The sequence below is a fragment of the Pseudoalteromonas sp. Z1A8 genome, from assembly GCF_011378855.1.
Classification (GTDB): domain Bacteria; phylum Pseudomonadota; class Gammaproteobacteria; order Enterobacterales; family Alteromonadaceae; genus Pseudoalteromonas.
In genome coordinates, this window is record NZ_WTLB01000043.1 from 14,041 (window position 1) to 33,376 (window position 19,336).

General features: G+C 37.7%; 18 protein-coding genes and 1 tRNA gene. 7 read left to right on the plus strand and 12 right to left on the minus strand.

What is annotated here, in order from left to right; genetic code table 11:
- The first annotated feature begins 21 nt into the window (after window positions 1-21).
- A complete protein-coding gene (locus tag GQR55_RS15310) occupies window positions 22-618 on the plus strand; it encodes an acyl carrier protein phosphodiesterase (protein WP_166421282.1) in 597 nt (198 codons plus the stop codon).
- 96 nt (window positions 619-714) lie between these two features.
- Here GQR55_RS15310 and GQR55_RS15315 read toward each other — a convergent pair whose 3' ends face one another.
- Window positions 715-1,191 carry a YqhA family protein gene (locus GQR55_RS15315; RefSeq protein ID WP_166421283.1) on the minus strand — a complete coding sequence of 159 codons (477 nt, stop codon included), beginning with the start codon at window positions 1,189-1,191 and terminating at the stop codon, window positions 715-717.
- A gap of 162 nt (window positions 1,192-1,353) precedes the next feature.
- On the opposite strand from GQR55_RS15315, the gene GQR55_RS15320 reads away from it, so the two are divergent.
- Entirely contained in the window at window positions 1,354-1,695 is a 342-nt protein-coding gene (locus tag GQR55_RS15320; RefSeq protein WP_166421284.1) for a YajD family HNH nuclease, read from the plus strand.
- A gap of 70 nt (window positions 1,696-1,765) precedes the next feature.
- Here the strand turns inward: GQR55_RS15320 and GQR55_RS15325 are convergent, their stop codons facing one another.
- A complete protein-coding gene (locus GQR55_RS15325) occupies window positions 1,766-3,124 on the minus strand; it encodes a serine hydrolase domain-containing protein (protein ID WP_166421285.1) in 1,359 nt (452 codons plus the stop codon).
- A 183-nt stretch (window positions 3,125-3,307) separates the two neighbouring features.
- Between GQR55_RS15325 and GQR55_RS15330 the strand changes: the two genes are divergently transcribed.
- The gene (locus tag GQR55_RS15330; RefSeq protein ID WP_166421286.1) at window positions 3,308-3,961 is read left to right on the plus strand and encodes a hypothetical protein; all 654 of its coding nucleotides are present in this window, start codon (window positions 3,308-3,310) and stop codon (window positions 3,959-3,961) included.
- 25 nt (window positions 3,962-3,986) lie between these two features.
- Here the strand turns inward: GQR55_RS15330 and GQR55_RS15335 are convergent, their stop codons facing one another.
- Window positions 3,987-4,757, minus strand: a complete 771-nt coding sequence (locus tag GQR55_RS15335) for a DUF1223 domain-containing protein (protein WP_166421287.1) — start codon at window positions 4,755-4,757, stop codon at window positions 3,987-3,989.
- Between the two features lie 177 nt (window positions 4,758-4,934).
- Between GQR55_RS15335 and GQR55_RS15340 the strand changes: the two genes are divergently transcribed.
- Window positions 4,935-5,612: a glutathione S-transferase family protein gene (locus GQR55_RS15340; protein ID WP_165721108.1), complete on the plus strand. Its 678-nt coding sequence runs from the start codon at window positions 4,935-4,937 to the stop codon at window positions 5,610-5,612.
- A 52-nt stretch (window positions 5,613-5,664) separates the two neighbouring features.
- On the opposite strand, the gene GQR55_RS15345 is transcribed toward GQR55_RS15340, so the two are convergent.
- The 6 genes from GQR55_RS15345 to GQR55_RS15370 all read right to left on the minus strand — a co-directional run bounded on the left by GQR55_RS15345 (window position 5,665) and on the right by GQR55_RS15370 (window position 14,964).
- Window positions 5,665-7,404: a SulP family inorganic anion transporter gene (locus tag GQR55_RS15345; protein WP_166421295.1), complete on the minus strand. Its 1,740-nt coding sequence runs from the start codon at window positions 7,402-7,404 to the stop codon at window positions 5,665-5,667.
- A gap of 144 nt (window positions 7,405-7,548) precedes the next feature.
- Complete coding sequence (locus tag GQR55_RS15350; protein ID WP_166421288.1) at window positions 7,549-10,488, minus strand: TonB-dependent receptor; 2,940 nt, start codon at window positions 10,486-10,488, stop codon at window positions 7,549-7,551.
- A gap of 624 nt (window positions 10,489-11,112) precedes the next feature.
- A complete protein-coding gene (gene dps / locus GQR55_RS15355; RefSeq protein ID WP_010553097.1) occupies window positions 11,113-11,637 on the minus strand; it encodes a DNA starvation/stationary phase protection protein Dps in 525 nt (174 codons plus the stop codon).
- A gap of 236 nt (window positions 11,638-11,873) precedes the next feature.
- Complete coding sequence (locus GQR55_RS15360) at window positions 11,874-12,242, minus strand: DUF2237 domain-containing protein (RefSeq protein ID WP_166421289.1); 369 nt, start codon at window positions 12,240-12,242, stop codon at window positions 11,874-11,876.
- Window positions 12,243-12,378: 136 nt separating this feature from the next.
- A complete protein-coding gene (gene gss, locus GQR55_RS15365) occupies window positions 12,379-14,247 on the minus strand; it encodes a bifunctional glutathionylspermidine amidase/synthase (protein ID WP_166421290.1) in 1,869 nt (622 codons plus the stop codon).
- Between the two features lie 330 nt (window positions 14,248-14,577).
- A complete protein-coding gene (locus tag GQR55_RS15370) occupies window positions 14,578-14,964 on the minus strand; it encodes a hypothetical protein (RefSeq protein ID WP_165741090.1) in 387 nt (128 codons plus the stop codon).
- Between the two features lie 370 nt (window positions 14,965-15,334).
- Here GQR55_RS15370 and GQR55_RS15375 point away from each other — a divergent pair, with 370 nt between their 5' ends.
- Both GQR55_RS15375 and GQR55_RS15380 read left to right on the plus strand, forming a co-directional pair.
- The gene (locus GQR55_RS15375) at window positions 15,335-16,168 is read left to right on the plus strand and encodes a mechanosensitive ion channel domain-containing protein (protein WP_166421291.1); all 834 of its coding nucleotides are present in this window, start codon (window positions 15,335-15,337) and stop codon (window positions 16,166-16,168) included.
- 149 nt (window positions 16,169-16,317) lie between these two features.
- Window positions 16,318-16,788 (plus strand): GFA family protein, encoded by a 471-nt coding sequence (locus tag GQR55_RS15380; protein ID WP_166421292.1) that lies wholly within the window; start codon window positions 16,318-16,320, stop codon window positions 16,786-16,788.
- A 300-nt stretch (window positions 16,789-17,088) separates the two neighbouring features.
- Here the strand turns inward: GQR55_RS15380 and GQR55_RS15385 are convergent.
- Window positions 17,089-17,173, minus strand: a tRNA-Leu gene (locus GQR55_RS15385).
- 390 nt (window positions 17,174-17,563) lie between these two features.
- Between GQR55_RS15385 and GQR55_RS15390 the strand changes: the two genes are divergently transcribed.
- The gene (locus GQR55_RS15390) at window positions 17,564-18,556 is read left to right on the plus strand and encodes a fatty acid desaturase (protein WP_166421293.1); all 993 of its coding nucleotides are present in this window, start codon (window positions 17,564-17,566) and stop codon (window positions 18,554-18,556) included.
- A 66-nt stretch (window positions 18,557-18,622) separates the two neighbouring features.
- Here GQR55_RS15390 and GQR55_RS15395 read toward each other — a convergent pair whose 3' ends face one another.
- A complete protein-coding gene (locus GQR55_RS15395; RefSeq protein ID WP_166421294.1) occupies window positions 18,623-18,916 on the minus strand; it encodes a hypothetical protein in 294 nt (97 codons plus the stop codon).
- Window positions 18,916-19,248 carry a DUF4405 domain-containing protein gene (locus GQR55_RS20215; protein WP_346774262.1) on the minus strand — a complete coding sequence of 111 codons (333 nt, stop codon included), beginning with the start codon at window positions 19,246-19,248 and terminating at the stop codon, window positions 18,916-18,918. Before GQR55_RS20215 ends, GQR55_RS15395 begins: the two co-directional genes overlap by 1 nt.
- Between the last annotated feature and the right edge of the window lie 88 nt (window positions 19,249-19,336).

The following is a 19,336-nucleotide window of genomic DNA, read 5'->3' on the forward strand; positions in this document are numbered from 1 at the left end:
TAATACCAATCAGAGAACATTTTGAATTATTTAGCTCACCTTTATTTAGCACAACCTACAGCCGATTCTCACTTTGGGAACTTACTGGGTGACTTTGGTGGTAAAAGGCACGTAGAGCAATTGCCAAATACGGTTATAAATGGGCTCGATAACCATTATTTAGTCGATAAATTTACCGACTCTCGCCGCGCAGTTAAACATGCTAAACAGTATTTTTCACCCGAGCGTAAACGCTTTGCTGCTGTGGCTATTGATGTGGTATTTGATCACTTTTTAATTGTGCATTGGCAACGATTTAACAAGCAACCTTTAAGTGATTTTAAGTACACCAGTTATCAGCTTTTAAATAACCGTATACCTGTTATGCCACAACGAATGCAGCATGTTGTAACAAGCATGACTAAAAACGATTGGTTTAAAGAGTACGAAACCGTTGAGGGAATAGGGTTAGCACTGGATAACATTGCCAAGCGCATTCGCTTTGCTAACACTTTTACAGGCGCTGTTGACGATATAGCGCGTAACTACGATGAACTAGAGGCTACTTTTTTAGAATTCTTCCCAGAGCTAGTTAAGCATGTAAATGAGTTTGCTCTTGAAGGTAGTAACAAAGGTTAGGGTAGAAGTATTGTTTGGTGTCGATATATATCTTTTTATAGTTTGGAGGTTAAGTAATTATAACCGCTTATAATTACTTAAAATCAATATGTTTAGTTAGTCTTTCATTGAGCGCCATGCAAATGTAGATGCTGCAATAACGATCGCAATGGCAATACCTAAATAGAGTGTCTCTATTGTGCCGCCGAACTCAACTGCGTGCTCTAAAAACAATATTACCAGTACCACTGAGGTTACTTGTACCAGAGTTATTTTTAAATCATGAAAGTCTTTAATATTAAAAGCAGCTAAAAATTTACTTTCCTCAGGCTTAGATGGTGTTATAAATAGTCGGTACAAGCTAATAGCAATCACTTGTAAGGTAATTCCGATTAGCAGTAAATCAAGAATTTTCAGTAGTTCAACTATTAGCGCTTTACCTGCTTTAGCTGAATCAGGTAAATCGAATAATGTTGTTATTACTATATTAAATACAATATTAATGCATGAAACATAAACGAGTAGTGATGATATTGCAGCGGTAATCACGGCTATTACTACTAAAAACCGACTTGTTTGGAATATATTTTCCATGTTGCTCAACTTTATAATTAGACCTGATTTATACGAAGCATAGTTTAAGTTAGATCCCTTACGAACTTTTTGCTCTTTTATTTGCATTAGTTTATTCAAATCGGCTGATTTTACATTTATTTTTATGTTAAACAGCGTGTTAAAACATTTATCTGGAATATTATGAGTAAGAATCTTAATGAACCTCAGGCTTACGTGAAGCAAGAAGAAGGTTACCGAATAAAAGCTTTAAGACTGTACCCTTGGGTATGCGGGCGTTGTGCTCGTGAGTTTGAATACTCAAATTTACGTGAGTTAACGGTGCACCATGTTGATCACAATCACAGTAATAATCCTGAGGATGGCAGTAACTGGGAATTATTGTGTATTTATTGCCACGATAATGAGCACAATAAATATCACGAACACATTATGTATGGCGGGTCGACTACAGAGCGCAAAGTAGAGGCTGCAACGCATTCCCCATTTGCCGACTTAAAAGCAATGCTAAATAAATCAAAGTGATGCTTGAGCTAGCTTTATAATAAGACCGAAGTACTTAGTATTTCGGTCTTGAATTTATATAAATCTATTACTAAATTTTAATCGCCTTAGTAGGAGTTATTGATAACCCACTAAAATGTTTCATCACTAATTGCCCTTGGCTGTTCTTTTCTATTACTAAGTAATTGTTTGAATTAGGATAGTAAAAGCTATTTTTAGACATCGTAATAAGTTTTGTTTTATCGCCACCAGTACGCTTTGAATACAAAACGTCATTTTCAAAAATTAGGCTGCGTAAAGTGCTTTTATCAATTCGGTAATCACCTAATACAGGCGCTAGTTGTTGCGCTGTTATATCGGTTTTTTTAAACTCGGGCAGTACGATACCAAGTGCTTTAGCGGTGAATTTTTCGTTCATAAAAATAGGATTTATGTGGTTTGAATTAGCCAGTACTGCCACATATAGCCTTTGCTCTGGAATATAGCGTGCATGTGCTAAAAAGCCATTTATTCCACCTGTGTGTTTAATTACAGTGTATTCATTCAAAGGCTTAATAATTAATCCATAACCGTAGGATGAAAAGCTGCCGTCGTTGAGCTTAAAAGGGCTGATCATTTTTTCATAACTTGGTTTATTAATTAGCTTGCCAGACGATAACGCACTAAACCAAATGTTTAAGTCGGTTGGGGTAGATATAAGCGCCCCTGCGGCGTAGGGCCAGTCCATATTAATGTAGCTGGTATTGATAAAACCTTGCTCTGTTTGCTCATACCCTGATGCGCGGTGGGCAACAAGTTCTTGTCCTTCGTAGCTGCTTTGAGTCATCCCTAGTTTTTTAAATATATTTTGTTCAATAAAGTATTTATAAGATTGCCCGCTCGCTACTTCAATTATTTTACCAAGCAGTGAATAACCGGTATTTGAATAAGCCATCGCTTCGCCAGGTTTAAACACCATTGGGTGTTTTGCAAATCTCGTGAGTGTATCGTCAACGCTGGTGGGTACTTGTATTTCTTTATCGAATAGGTCGTCGTCATCTGTGTAGTTGGCAATGCCCGATGTATGAGTTAACAAATTTTCGATAGTGACGAGGTTGCCCTCTGTAGGAAAGCTTGCAACATATTTATGAATATCATCTGAGGTTGATAACTTACCTTGCTCTTGTAGCATCATAATTGCAGCGGCAGTAAATTGCTTTGAAATAGAACCTAAACGTAAAACGCTGTGCTCGTTAAGTGCAATGTTGTGCTCAAGGTTAGCAAGCCCGCGCGATCCTTTAAAAAGTACTTTGCCATTTTTGCTAATAATTACCGATACCCCTGGCTCGTTTTCAGCAAGGTTATCGTTAAGAATTTGCTGATACTGCAAAGCTGTTGGCTCTGCTTTTACAAAGTTAGGTATTAATAGCGAGAAGGCTAACAAACAGCTAGCGTAAAATGGCTTAATCATATTCATCCTTTTAATTTTTATACCAAACCTTCGGGTAGGCTTAGCGATCCTTGTGCTTATTAGTGAATTAATATTGCATAGCTAAAAAGTAAACACAATTATCGGATTTTATAGGGGCTTAGTGATAGGTATAATCGCTGCGTTTATTGGTTTTTATTATATTTTTACAAGGAAGTTATTTATATGCCCGATGTAACTGCTTTATTTTATATTGCTATTATGGCTTTTTATTTTTTACGCTCAAATGATAGTAGTAAGTTAATTATAACTACGATCGTTTTAGCTGCTATCCCTCTATTTACGGGCGACTATTGGCAGTGGTTACAATTAAGTGGGCTGTTAAGTGTCATTATTTTAATTATAGAAAAAGAGAAAGCAGGAGCTACCGCAGGTGGTGCAATTGTGGTGTTAGTCGCTCTATTTATAGGGGCTTTTATTGTAAGTATAATTATTAATACGGTATTGACCTTTACGAGTAATTTTAAGCTTTCTACTTTTGAAGTTGTATCCCCCTTAAGTCACGAATGGTCTACTCATATAATTTGGTTATATGGTCTTACTTTTGTTATACCGCTGTTTGCCATTTTACGAGGCATTAAAAAGCCCGTAGCATTCTTTGGCACTAATTTAATCGCACTCGCTTTAGCTGTATTACCACATTATTGCGGCTCATTTATTTATGGGCTTATGCTAAGCGTAGCTATTATTACTACTCTTTACTTAGTCGCTTTCGTGTTTAAAACAGATTCAGAGCAACGCTTTATGTTTACGTATATGGCCATGAGTGGACTGCTAACTAGCTGTATAGTTAAAGGTATTATAGTGGCTTACTTTTAAACTTCAGCAGTTTATTTTATCCGTACTAAAACCAATCAGCAGCAACTTGTAGTGGCGTCGGGTCGCCTTTTTTAGATACCCAAAATACTAAGGCTTGCTTAATTGGCATTACATTATTAGCGCTAGGCAGGGCTAAATTAGCGGATGTTAATTGTTGCTTGGTTTGCATGTTACTTTGCTCGTAACCAATAACAACAAAGTCGTGTTTTAACTTATGGCCTGCGTTTTCGCCGCTGTGTATTTGTGTTTCTATGCCAAAGCCTAACAGAGCTACATGGGCTATTAAGTTTTGGTTAGTATCATCTTTGGTATTAACAGTATCGTATTCGAGATTAATTTTACTATTGTTTATAGTCGCTTTTAAATTACCTAAATGAGGGGCTTTAGCTACAGGAATAGCTTGCTTATAAAACCAACCTTGCCACCCGCTGCCGTTAACCATAAATCCTGGGGTTGCTACAATCCTACTTTTACCGAGTGCTTTATAAGTACGTTGTCTTTTACTAAAAACAGCAGAGGCAAACGGGTCTTTCCATCCTAAATAATCCCAATAAGTAACATGAAAATTAATAGGGATTAAATCAGTCCATAGCTTTTCATCATCTGTAAACGTTGAAATCCAGCGCTCTGCTGGTGGGCAACTACTGCAACCTTGCGATGTGTAAAGCTCTAAAAAGGTAGTCGGATTAGCTGTACTGGAAATAGTTACTTGCTCAGCAGCTTGGCTTTGAAAGCAAAAAATTATTAACCCAACAAGTGAGATAAAAAATGGACGGGATAGTGCTTTAAAAGGCATGTTACTTCTCGCAAAGGTTGATATTGCATTCAGCCTAAATGATATTTACGAATGAAGTATCACGAAATACTCACAATTAAATCACGTTTTAACTGTATATTTTACTTGGTTAAAACTTAATTTGAACACCCGCTCAGGTTGTGTTTTAATCGTTGCTCAATTATTGAGGAACTTTACATGATTAAATTTTATTTTCACCATACTCCTAACCCAATGAAGGTTGCTCTTTTTTTAGAAGAAACAGGCTTGCCGTTTGAACTTGTTCCTCTTGATACTTTAAAAGGTGAGCAACATACACCTGAATTTAAAGCAATTAACCCAAACGCTAAAGCGCCAGCCATTGTTGATGGTGAAACGCGTGTGTTCGATTCGAATGCTATTTTAATGTACCTTTCTGAAAAATATGGAAAGCTTGAAGGTAAGGCCGACGATCGCGCTGAAATGCTGTCGTGGTTAATGTTTATCGCATCTGGTTTAGGTCCGTATTCAGGGCAAAGTGTTCACTTTAGACATATGGCACCAGAAGGGCTTGATTACGCGGTTAATCGTTATTTACGTGAAGCGCAGCGCCATTACGAAGTGCTTGATACGCACCTTGAGGGTCGTGACTTTATTGTGGGTGATACATACACAATTGCTGATGTATCTGCATGGGGCTGGATTGATAAAGCACCGGTTGTATTAGGTGAAGAGGGCTTAGCACCGTATCCAAATCTTAAGCGTTGGTTTGAAAGCATTGATAGCCGCCCAGCGGTTGCACGTGCACGCGTAATTGGTACTGATGTAGCCTTTAAAAAAGAGTTTGATGAAGACGCTAAAAAAGCATTTTTCCCTTCAAACTACCCAAAAGTATAAAAAGTACTTAATATAAACAGCAGAGCAGTTAGCTGATCTGCTGTTTAGTATTTTATGGCTGTGTTAACGCCTCTTTATTTTCATCTGCCACGAATAAATTAACTTCCTCGGTGTGCTGGCTTACGCTATTTCTTTTTAGGGCGATGTATAGGTCTGAGTGAATGTATATACCCTCTGTTCCTGACTTCATTCCTGCAATATCAAACCATGAGAGCAGCTGGCGTTTTCTGCCTGCAAGTTCAAGCCTTATATCGCGCTTTTTAAATATAACGTCGAGATCGGCAAGCATGGCCATTACACTTAAATCTAAGTGAGTAAAGCAGGGCACAGCGTCAATTATTACACATTGTGTATCGTCTTTTTGTCTTGCGTATTGCTCAAGTAATCTGCGTTTAAAGTAGCTGGCATTAAAGTAAGTTAAAGGTGAATTAAAGCGGTAAATAAACACGCCTTGCACCGCTTTTGCTTTATCTGTGGCGTCTAAACTTCTTACTACACCGTTAACATCTACGCCGAGTATATTATCGGTTGGGCGCATTACGGTGCGAATAAACTGAAATAACCCCAGTAATACAGCAAGTGTGATCCCTGGTATAACGCCAATAAATAACACGGCAAGTAAGGTGGCTGATGCGAGATAAAATGCCTGTTTATCTTTTCGTTTTAATTGCCAAACAGCTTTTAAATCGAGTAAATGAACAGAGGCAATAATGAGTACAACACCTAGCGCTGCGCTTGGAATAAATTCAAGTGGGGCTGTTAAAAATACGGCTATGACAGCAATAATGGCCGCTGCTATTATTGATACTAACTGTGTTTTACCACCTGTTGCATCGTTAACAGCGGTGCGTGAGTCGGCGCCACTGACTGCAAAACCTTGCGAAAGAGCTGACGCTATATTGGCAATACCTAACGCTCTAAATTCTTTATCGGCGTCTATGTCGTAGCCATTTTTAGCAGCAAAGCTGCGGGCAGTTAGCATCATACTAACAAAGCTCACGATGGCTAAGTTAAGTGCGGGGACCACTAACTCACGAATAATCCCTAAATCAAAAACAGGGGTATTAAAAACGGGAAGTCCACCTGTTACGGTGCCAATGGTTTTTATATCAAGCTGTTTTAAATCAAAAATCCACACCAAAAGCGCACCAAAGGCAATGGCGAACATAGATGCAGGCCACGTGGGTTTTACGCGTTTCATCACAAAATAAACCGCCAGTGTAAACAAAGCCATTAATAAGGTGGGGACATGTGTTTGCGCTAGGTATGTGGGCACACCACCTAAGCGTTCAAGTAGGTAGCGTTCGTCAAAGGTAAAGCCAAATACTTTGGAAAATTGACCAACAATAATAGTAATGGCTACGCCGTTTAGTAATCCCATTAAAATAGGTTTAGATAAAAAGTCGGCTAATACACCTAGCTTAAATTTACTGGCTATAAAGCACCAAAAGCCGGTCATAGCGGTCATGGTGACAACAAGTTGCCAATGTTTAAAACTGTCACCTGCAGCAAGAGGTGTTACTACTGCTGCAATAACGGCGCAGGTAGCAGCATCAGGGCCTACTATTAACTGTTTTGAAGTGCCAAAAAGTGCATATAACATCATTGGCAATATGCAAGAATATAACCCTACGGCAGCATTAACACCGGTTAGCTGTGCGTAAGCAATGGCAACAGGTAAAGCTACGGCAGCTACCGATAGCGCTGCTCTTACATCATCAGCAAACCATTGTCGCTCATAGTGCAGCAATGTATCTAAACCCGGCATAAAATTATATAAACGCGACAGCACTTCAACTTTTCCTGTTAATGGTAGTAACGTTTTGATAGTAAATTTAATATTCAAATAAGTATAGCTAGGAGGGAGTGTTTTTTACGTAATTTTTATAGGCGTAAAAAAGCCTGCATAAAAGCAGGCTTTAGTGTCCAGGGAAAATTAAAATTTAGCGCGAATACCAAAACTGAAACGGCGATCCGCTTCAGTGTACTTCCAAGCACCACCTAGTTCAGATAGGTAGATTGAAGGCTCACCCGTTAAGTTGGTCGCATTACCTACTAAGGTCACGTTTTCGTTAATATCCCAGCTTGCAGAGAAATCTAACTGGCCTCTGTCGTCACGGTAGTTATTACCGTAAACAGTGCCTTCTGCTGAAATACTGCCATCTGAGTTAATATTTTCTACGCGTTTTTCGTTTTCAGTATCTAAGAAACTGTCACGGTAGTTATAAGCGATACGAGTAGAGAACCCTTCGTATTCCCAAAATACTTGTAAGTTATATGTATTTTTAGAAATATCTAATAGTGGGTTGCCGTTTGGTTGTTCGCTGTCTGCATACGTGTAGTTTGCATTAACACCTAAGCCAGAAAATGCACCAGGTAAGCTTGTAAAGAACTGTTGGTAACCCACTTCAAAACCTTGTACTGAGCCGTTTTCACCATTTACATTTTTAACTGTATCGATACCCGTTAGTCCTGCGTCACGCAGACCTGCAACATGGTTAAAGCCATCTGCATCTACAGGGAAATCAGTTGCGTCAGAGTATACTAGGTTGTCTTGTGAAACACCTGCAACGTCAAGCTGACATACTTGGTTCCACTGCGTTACGTTTTGACCAGTTGAAGTGCTTGAAGAAGCCTGACAGCTGCTTTCGTTACTTAAGAAAGACTCAACATCTTTATAAAATACAGCGAAAGATAGTACGTTACCTTCATCAAAGTAATGCTCTACTGATAAGTCGTACTGCGTTGCACGGTATGGTTCTAAATCAATAGATCCTTGCGTTGCACCCGTAATATCGTTATTAACGTCAAATGCAGGGCTTAGCTCGCTAAAGTCAGCGCGGCGCATAACTTTTGCAGCAGCAAAGCGGAATAATGTTTCGTCTGAGTAGTTATACGTAACGTTTAAGCTTGGTAAAAAGTCGCTGTAGTCATTGTCGCCAGTTACTTTTTCGCCATTAAGAAATACGCTTGATTCTAAATCTGTAGTCACATAACGACCACCCACAATCGCAGTGATGTTATCAAAGTCTAAGTACGCTGATATGTACACAGCTGCTGTATCTTCAACTACGTTACGGTATGCGCTTTCTTGGAACTCTTGGTTATCTGAAAGACTCCCCGTTGACGCTAGGTTAGTACCTGCAAGTAACTGCTGAAGTTGAGCGTAAGTATTTGCAGGGTTAGATAAACCGTTGTAGCTTAAAAACGTTAGTAGGTCGTTTTGACCAGAATTACCTAATTGGTCAAAAGAGTTGTCGTGACTCACTGTTGTGAAGCTATTTGAAAAAGCGGCGTTGTAGTCATCAACCCATAAAGTAGCTAATGAGCCATCTGAGTTGTTAAATGCATTTTTGTAAATGTCTTTAATTTCTACCTTGTATTGCTCGTATTCGTAATCGCGGTTAGTAACACGTACACCTGCTTTTACTTTAGATACCCAGCTTAAGCTGCTGAGAGGTTCAAACATTTCAACATCAAAACGAATAGCTGTTTCGTCATTGTCTGTTCTTCTATCTTCACTTTTAAACGTACGTAGTGCTAAGTTTTGTGGGTCAGTAAATGCATTTGGATCTGAATGAATGATGCTTGGTAATTTATTACCGTTTTGAGAAAATGCACCATCATATAAATGATTTGTTAGCTGAGTTCCGCCACTTGCTTCAAATGTTGATTTTTCGATGGGGCGAAGTGTAAATTCAGAATCAGGTCTTACGCTTTCTGACGACGCAACAGCAATTTCACCAGAGATTTTTATACTATCAGTCAGGTTCCACTCTGCACCAAGTGCATTTGAAAACGAGTCAGTTTCACGAAAGTCACTGTATGTTTTAGGAATGCCAAATTCGTTGGTTAGCGTGTAATTATTTACGCCGTTAGCATCTTGAGTTGTATTTGCATCTGTTGATAACGAACCCGCAACACCTAATATAGAGTTACCACTTTGCTCACCAGAGCGTTTAGTGCCACTTAAATCTAGATACACCATGCCATTACCAGATTGCGGTGCCCACTGAAGTGATAAATTTACAGCAGTACGTTTACGTTGTTCTACATATTGTTCAACACTGTGCTCGTCTCGTACGATAGCGTTGCCACTTGGTGTATTACCTTCTTGGCCATTAATATCAATGTCTTGAGGTTTAACACGGCTAGACGTTTCATCTTGACGAATTTCACGATCTTGATACGAAAACATAGCAATAGCACCAAAGGTACCCATTTCGTCAAAGTCCCAGTTGTTACCAAGTGAACCACTAAAAATAGGTGCTACTTTTTCTGTTTTATCTGCATATTCACCATCTAATGAAACTGCGCCAGTTAGTTTATCTAACTCTAATGGGCGAACTGTTTTTAAGCTAACTGTTCCGCCTAATGCACCTTCAATCATATCGGCAGTAGGAGACTTAACTACTTCTACTGTTTTTAAGAAACTTGATGGGTAATCTTGTAAGCTAATACCGTCACGAGAGTCGCCAATAGTAGAGCGACCGTTTAATTCAACACGGTTTTGAGGTAAGCCACGAATCGAAACACTGTCACCCACACCAAAATCGGTATTAATAGATACACCAGTAATACGTTGCAGTGCTTCTGCAATATTATTATCAGGTAACTTACCAATGTCTTCAGCAACAATCGCATCTACAATACGTCCGTCAGTACGCTTAAGCATAGCGGCGGCTTTCATACTACCTAGCATGCCTTTTACTTCAATAACTTCAATATCTGCAGCTGCCGTTTCTGAAGCTGCCGGAGCCTCTTGCGCTGCAATAGTAGAAGAAGCCATTAATAAAAGGGCTGCTGCACTGATTGTTGTAGAGCTACTTCTTTTATGTTTATTAATTAATGTTGAAGTAATTTGATTGAGTTTCATGTATCTCTCCCGTTTGGGTACGACTTACGTCATTGTGTGTGTTGTTACTTGGTTTGGTTAACCAATTTAACTGCTATTTCCCTGTAGTGTGTCATACAGGTGGTATGGTTGAAATTAGTCCAATTCAGCTTTTATTACAACCTTTGTTTACCAAAAATTCACAAGGTGTATTACAAAGTGTTCTTTTATTTTGCTTATATTTAATAAATTTAATGGCTTATGGTGTATTTTTATTTTTTATATTTTGAGTGAATTTTATTGAAGTATGTTTACCAAAGGCGTTTTTTTATATTATTTGTACTATTAAATACATTTTTTAGTGCTATTTTTAAATTTTATGCCGTACTTTTATACGTATTTAGTTTGTTTTTTAAGTGATGTTAAAATAATGAGATGTTCATTAAAGGTTGGGTATGGCTTATAAATTTGCGAAATAGTAAGGAGTATAAAATCATTCAATTTTATTTTGGTTATTTGTTTTGGTAATACCAATTTTCTATTGTTTTTATATGAATTTTGTATTAGAGCTTACTGATATATATCTATATATTATTATAAATAGAGTGATTTTTACGCAAAAAAAAGCCCAGCATATTAATGCTGGGCTTTCTTAGATTAAATATATTAGCTTTTTAACTCGCCTGTAGATGATTCTAAATGGGCTCTAATAAACCACTGAAATTGCTCTAGGTCAGCTAGTTGGCTGGTGATCATATCTTCAGACACCGGATCTAATTCAGAAAGAGTCTCAATTGCTTTGCGGTGATCGCCATTAACGCCGTTGTATACTTTATCAAGTGCGGCTAAATGCTCGGTTACTAAACCTTTACCTACTGAGTATTCGTTCCATGTACGACGATCTACAATTGATTTAGGCGTACCAACGGGCACTCCACCAAGAGTCGCAATTCGCTCTGCAATTGTATCTGTCATTTCGCGCACAATGTCTACTTGTGGGTCTATCATTTCGTGTACGCCAATAAAGTTAGGTCCCACTACGTTCCAGTGAATATGCTTTAAAGTAAGCTGTAAATCTATCAATGCAACCATGCGGTTATCTAGCGTAGCTATTGTTTTTTGAGCTGATTCGTCACTCATACCTGGCGCGGTAAATTTAGTTGTTTTGTTTGATTCGTTATTGTTACTCATAATTTCTCCTACATTAAGTAATGTGTTGCTCATATAATATGTTGCGTTATGAGCATGACTTAAACTTAATGAAGCAACTGTTATGCCGTAAGTTGATTACTTTCAAAAGTGATTTAAAAACATGGGGTTATGTTTTTATTTAAGATTTTAGAGGCTGGAGGGATGATTGAATTTTTGAAAAGCCTGCATACATTTGTAAAATCTGCAGACTTTAATTTAATAACGCTTAAGTGTATTTAAACTTTGGCTATATATTCGTGCGCTTTTAAAACATCGAGCGGCACTATTTCTAATGATTTTTTATTTGTGGCTTCAAGTACCACTGGTGGCGCTACGCTCGCTGCAATAGCATGAAGCCATCTTAGCGCACACAAGCACCATTTATCACCGGCTTTTAAACCTTCAAAATCGTAAAGAGGGTTCGGGCTTATTAAATCGTTACCTTGTGATTTTGAAAACTGTAAAAACTCATCAGTCATAATTGCACACACACTGTGATTGCCAAGATCTGATTCTGGTACATAACAAAATCCTTCACGTGTGTAGCCACCATTACCGCAACATAGTTTTAAACGTGTGCCAAGTACATTAAATTGATTCGCCATGAAATACCTTAATTTGTGGTGTTTAATAAATTTACTCTATCAGGAGTAACTCGCTTGAGATAGCTATAAAACTTAAAAGAGGGAAGGGGGTCTACACAAACTTAAGCCCGCAGCAAAATTGCGGGCTTAGTATTATTTATTTAATACGCAGTGCCATACAATCGCTATGGCCGTTTATGATCATGCTTTTATCAACACGTACGCCACCACCAGAGTATTTTCCGGCGGCTGTAAAACTACATATTTGTACAAAGTAGTCATCTACTTTAGGCAGTGCAAATAGTTGTTGGTATATTTGGTCTTGCTCGGCAAAGTGCCCCATTGTTTTTTCTATAACTTGCTGCTGTTCATCAACAAGTTGAATATTAGCACCACAACGTCCTACTATTGGTTTAACTACATAACCGGTTTGTAATAACTCGTCGTTAAGTTCAAACGCGGTATTAAGTAAATATTTATGATTAGGGAATAAACTCCACAGTATTGGTAAAATAGCCTTGTTACTTGGGATCAATGTCCACAGCGGTTCAAATACCATGACGTTTTTACGCAGCAGTACATCGACTAAGCGTGGCGTTTCACCAATTTTGAATTGTGGTTCAAAGTTATCACCTAATGATTGGTCGGCTTCACATTCTTCACGAATTTGATCAAGTGCGGTTTCCCACGACCACGTTTTCCACACGTAACTCAGTTGTGCGCCGTCTTCATCTACTATGTTGCCTGATTCATTCCAGCGAAGTGTGCTTAAGCCAATTACTAACTTACACTCAAAGCCCGCGGCTTCAATGGCTTCTTTCATAAATAATGCGTGGTAATGCTCTTCTGGTTCATCATCTTGCAGAATATGAACAAGACCTTTCACCTCACTTTTACGCCATGCTTTTACGAGATCTTTAAATAAATTTTGGCCTGCATCTACACCTGTTTTAACACCAAAGTGTTTTGCCCATTTACCCTGAACTTTGCCGCTTTCCATGTAACACGATGCCGAATCGCAATTGTATTCGTAAACTTTTAAACCGGCTGCTGTTAAAGCAAAGTCAAGCCGACTGGTAATTAATTGGTTTAAGCGGTTATCCCACGATTGGCGAATTTTATTAATCACAACATCGGGTAAATTGAACTTTTTTAATAACTCAGGGTGCTGCAGTACATAGTCGGTTGCATGCATAAATAAGCCATGCAGCTCATTTGTTGCATGCTCAATGCTTTGCTGCGCCGTTTGAGATATCGCAAAGTAATTATGTTGATCCGCAGCTACTGATGTAAGTTTATGGCCTTGCATCATTTCTACGTAGGCAGCTTCATCGTCATTCGCAATATTTAACCATGACTTGTCTGCTTGGCCTGTATCTACTGCTTTATGGGCTTCTATAATAAATAAATCAGTGTTTAGCTCAGACGTTGGCTCAGCATATTCTGTTTCATCAGTTTGTGTCATCCAGCCTAAAATAGTGGCGTCGCTGTAAGAGCACTCAATCCAATAGTCGCCATCTTTAGTTACTTTTGCTTTTAGTTCACGGCACCAGCTTTGATCTTTTGGCCATATTTGATGTCCTACATTTTGCTCAGCAAGGCGTATTTTATCTTCATATACTTCAACAACGACAGCAACATGGCCTGTTTCTTCAAACTCGCCGCCTTCCTCCCAAATAAGTAAACTACCTACTTGCGGATGATGTTTAGCACCATTTTTAAACGCGTTTAGTGGCAGTCTGTTTTGGCTATTTACATCGCGTACAGAACGCAGCTCAAAAATATCGTAAGCCATAGCAATATCATCAAAAATATAACTATGGTTGAGATACATCCATCGCCGTGCAAACTCAACACATTGCCATTTATAGCCCATGTAAATGCCATCAAGGTAACTACGGTAGGCGCTACGATTAGGATAAATACTTTCGTCAGCCGTATCATAATCAGATGAGTACACAGCAACATTACCAGGTGCATAACCTAATAAGGTACCAAAATCACTAGCAGGAGCAGAAGATTTCATAAACAAAGATGTTCAAAATAAAGGTGTGATAATTTGCTGACTATATGAGCGAAACTGCGTTATAGCAAGATATAAAATATGTTTTTACGAAGGGGGATAAGTAAAAAATCACTCATTCATTAAAGAGTGAAAATACGGGAGAGTACTTTTACTAAGAATGTTAGGTTTGGTGCTTATTTTGCTTGTAACTAGTTGAAATTTATTAATATTTTGGCGTGATTATTACTGTTTAAATCTCAATTAAAAAATAGAGAAGCTATAGGTAACTTCTCCACTTTTATTATTCATATTTAGTGATTTTTATAATATGTAAAGCAGGTTAACGCGCTGCTAAATCATTTCAGCATCTATATGGCGTATTAGGTTTGATACCCAATTAACATATTGGCGGTGAATTTTTTTGCCGTTGTAGTTTAAGTTAATAGAGTCTTTATAGTTGATTGAGTATGCCGTTTTGTTATACGCAATATCGATAGTTAATTGGTGTGTGCGAATATCCAGTACACCTTTTATTTTACCTTCACTCATAGGCGTACACTTCCAACCAAGCTGAATACATGCCTTTAGAATGCCTTTTTCTACGTCAGCTTCACTGTTGGTAATTGTTGATGTTTGTGGAATAGGGTTTTGTTCAAAGTCTCTTACTGCAACAGATGTTGAACAACCAGCAAGTACAGTAAGTGTTGCCGCTGTAAGTAAAATTGAGTACTTTTTCATAATAATCCTTTGTTTTAATTTCATCCAATTGTGTTGTCTCGCCAATATATGCGCGCTTAGGTGAGATTATCGGTAAATTTATAGATGAGTGCCAGCAGTAATTAGAAAATTAAGAGAGTTAATCGAGATTTATTTCGGGTATTAGCTTTATTTATGAACAAGTTAAAGTTGAATTATTTAAGCTGTAGACCAAGGGTTAAAGCAAAATTATGTGTTGAAAGATTTACGTGAGCGATGACATGTTTTGAGGGAACGCTCTTTCTTTATGTTTTAAATTACTCCTATAGTCGTACTTTAGTTAATTTTTTGTTAAACTATTGCGCTTGGTATGAATTGAAGTCAGTTAAAAGTTTTTAAAACAGGAAAAAAAATGGAAGATATAATAAACAACATTGATATTAATCAATATTTACCCGCTGCAATTACGTGGGCAACCAACATATTACTAGCGATTGCAATCTTACTTGCGGGCTTATGGCTGGCAGGCAAAGTACGCAATTTAATTATTGGCTTATGCCATAAATACACTCATCTTGATGATACGCTTTTTCGCTTTTTAGGCAGTATGGCTCGCTACATCATATTAGCGTTCGTTATTATTGCTGTGTTAAATCGCTTTGGTGTACAAACAGCCTCTATTATAGCGTTACTAGGTGCTGCGGGACTTGCTATAGGCTTGGCGTTACAAGGTGCAATGTCGAACCTTGCAGCTGGCGTTATGCTACTTGTTTTCAGACCTTATAAAGTAAATGACTTTATTGAGGCCGCAGGGCGTTTTGGTAAAGTAACAGAAGTAGATATGTTTACTACTATTTTACAAACGTTCGATAACCAACAGGTTATTATCCCAAATAGTCAAATTTGGGGTGCGCAAATTATTAACCATTCACATCATCCAATTCGTGGTGTTGATATGCATTTTGGTGTTGCTTACGGTGAAGATACAACGGCTGTACGTAAAGTTATTGATGCAGTACTTGAAGCGCATCCGCATATATTAAAAGATCCCGCTCCTTTTGTTGAAGTGGAAACGCTTAACAACAGCTCAGTAGACTTTTTAGTGAGACCTTTTAGTAAAGGTGAGCATTACTTCGATATTCTTTATACGGTGCCAGAATTAATTAAAAAAGCACTTGATGAAAACAACATCGAAATACCTTTCCCACATCGTAAAGTTATTTTAGTTAACGAAAGCAAAGATTAATTTTATATATTTAAGTTTAAACAAAAAGAGTGACTCTTAAAGTTTAAACTAATTAGATATTAAAAAACCACAGCGTATAATTGTTGTGGTTTTTTTATGCGTATCTAGTTAATGTATTAATTCAAGCCAGCTACAAAATTGGATTTATTATGAAGTTAAACGGCTCTTGCCACTGTGGCAAAGTAGAATTTACCGTCAACTCAAAGCACCCTTATCCTTACAATTTATGTTATTGCTCTGTATGCAGAAAAACCGCAGGTAGCGGAGGTTTTATTATTAATTTAAGCGCAGAGTATAAAACGCTTGAAGTGCAGGGGCGTGAACACATTACCATTTATCATGCAAAAATAGGTGATAAAACCAGCCCGGCAGAGCGCCATTTTTGTAAGCATTGCAGTACAAACTTGTGGCTATACGATGCACGTTGGCCTGAGCAAGTTCATCCGTTTGCAGGTGCTATTGATAGTGAGTTACCCATACCGCCAGAGCGCACTCATTTAATGCTTGGTAGTAAAGCAAATTGGGTAAATGCGGCCATTAACGAAGGTGATAAGCAATTTGAAGAGTACCCTGATGAAAGTATCGCTGCTTGGCATCAGCGCTTAAACTTAGAACAATAAAATAGGTATGACCTAAAAGGCTGCGCTTTTAGCTTTGTAGTCATGAGTTATTGGATTGATAGTTATACCAATTCCAATAAATAGCTAATCTATTTTACTTGCTAAAACAACCCATTTCTTTGTTGTCAATTTCACAAAGGGAACAACCATTTACATCAATTTACGCCTAGAACTGAATTGTTTTTTCGGCGTAAAATTAAGATCACATACTTAATGGAATTGGTATAAGCAGATTGGTATTACTAGCCAAATTTTAGACATAAAAAAACCTCAGCCAATAATTAGCTGAGGTTCAAAAAGTGGTACCAGCGGCCGGACTCGAACCGGCACTCCTTTCGGAAGGGGATTTTGAATCCCCCATGTCTACCAATTTCATCACGCTGGCATAATTTTTCTTTAATCTTTTAAATATAAAAAATAAAGAAAAACCACTTAAAATAAAAAGGATACTTATATACCTCTTATTCTGTATCCGCATTATACAAACAATAGAGGGAGCAGCAAGCATTTTCTTTTGTTTGTAATAACAACTGGTTGATAATTAATCGTTTGTAGCAAGGAGACTCCACTGGTAAATTTTTTAAGTCTTTTTGGCTGATATATAAAGCGAATATTTTGGGTTATGAGTGCTATTAAATTTGTTATGCGATTGAATAAATAAACAATTGAACTATTGGTAATAGTTAATCGTATTATAATAATTATTTCCGCTTTATTCCGATGTTGCGCTTAATTCAGGTATTATTTGCGCAACAAGGTTTTTAAGACATTATATATGACCCAATTAAGTGCCAAACAGAACATTCAAGCGATTGTTAAAGCAATTAAGGCAGAGGAAGCATTACTTCGTCAAAAGCATCCATTACTTGCACATCAAAATACCTTAGGGTTAATCATTTTATTGCTGTCGCTGAGTGCTCTTATTGGCGTTGGGGTTTTATATTATTTAGCCATAATACCTGCTTGGGTGTGCATAGTGCTTGCGGCCATTGCTGCGTCTATTTCCCATGAGTTAGAACACGATCTTATACATAAACAATACTTTAGTAACCAGCCGTTCATGCATAATTTTATGATGCTAACAGTATGGTTAATGCGGCCAAATACTATTAGCCCGTGGTACCGACGTAAAATGCATTTACACCATCACAAAACCTCAGGCACACAACAAGATTTAGAAGAGCGCTTGGTGGGCAATGGTATTAAAAATCCATTTATGCGTGCGCTAGTTATTATGGATGGGCTATTAGGGTTAGTTATTTCTACTAAACGTTTTAGAAAAGAAATTAATGGCTTTAGTTTTTCGAGTGTTTTTAATGCGGGGTTTCCGATAGCGACTGCGTATTTTACTGTTTTATACAGCGTTATTGTGTTTCATATCGTGGATTTATTTATACCACTTTCGCTAAATTCACCTAGCTGGGTACTAAGCACAATGAACGTGTTTGAATTTTTAATGGTCGTGCTTATTGTGCCTAATATTATTCGCTCAAGTTCACTTAATTTTGTTACCTCAAGCATGCATTACTATGGTGGTGTTAATAATATGCTTGAACAAACACATGTACTAACGAGTCGTTTATTTATGCCGTTTCACTTGTTTTGTTTTAATTTTGGTAAAACGCATACCATCCATCACTTTGTACCAAATCAGCCGTTTTATTTACGCCAAATGCTAAGTGAAAAAATACTTAAAGTGATGCAACAACATAACGTGCGCTTTAACGATTTTGACAGCATTAAAAATGCGAATGCTTACAAGGCATAACCTAAACCTGGGTAATAACGGATGATTGCTTTAGTTGGATATAAAACTAAAGCAATCATCTATAAATTAATTCGCTCTTTTAAATCGCTTTTTTATCAATCCAAATAACTTTATTATTCCAAGCGTTAATAACATCGGCACGCCAATTAAAACGAGTTCTTTTACAAACGGTAAAATATACATCAATATCGGCGCTATATTTGGCTTTTCTCCTTCAGGTGAGCCGTGGCTATAACCTTGTAGGTTTATTTGCATTGCCCAATCTGTTCGCTCCAAAGTCACCAATATAAGGCTCACTAAAACAGATACAATTAAAACGATGCTGGTGCGGGTTTTCCACTGTTGTTTTAAGTGCTTCATTATTTAGCCTCCTTTGCAAACATGCGTTTTGTTAGCTTTAATATCCATCCTAAATTAAGCGCTAAATGAACACCTAACATTGGCATAATAAAAGTGGCCGAATCGTGATGTATTTTTGACCAAAAGTCTTGAATGTTTAAACTAATATCAAGCGCAGGTAGTAGAGCAACCGATACTAAAAAGCCACTCACAAATACCAGTAACATCATTATATAAAGTAGGTAGTCCCATATAATATTAAACCGTTCACGCGCTGTTATGTTTGCTAATAAACGGCTAAAGCTACGTTGAATCCAATCCCAATGAAGTAATAAATGAATTGCAAAAGGCACTATAAAAAAGCTGTCTCTTGATCACAAGTCTGGCTCAAGAGATTTTGCTAAATCGTAGCCTTCCAGGATGGCTTGTAACTTAAGCCAT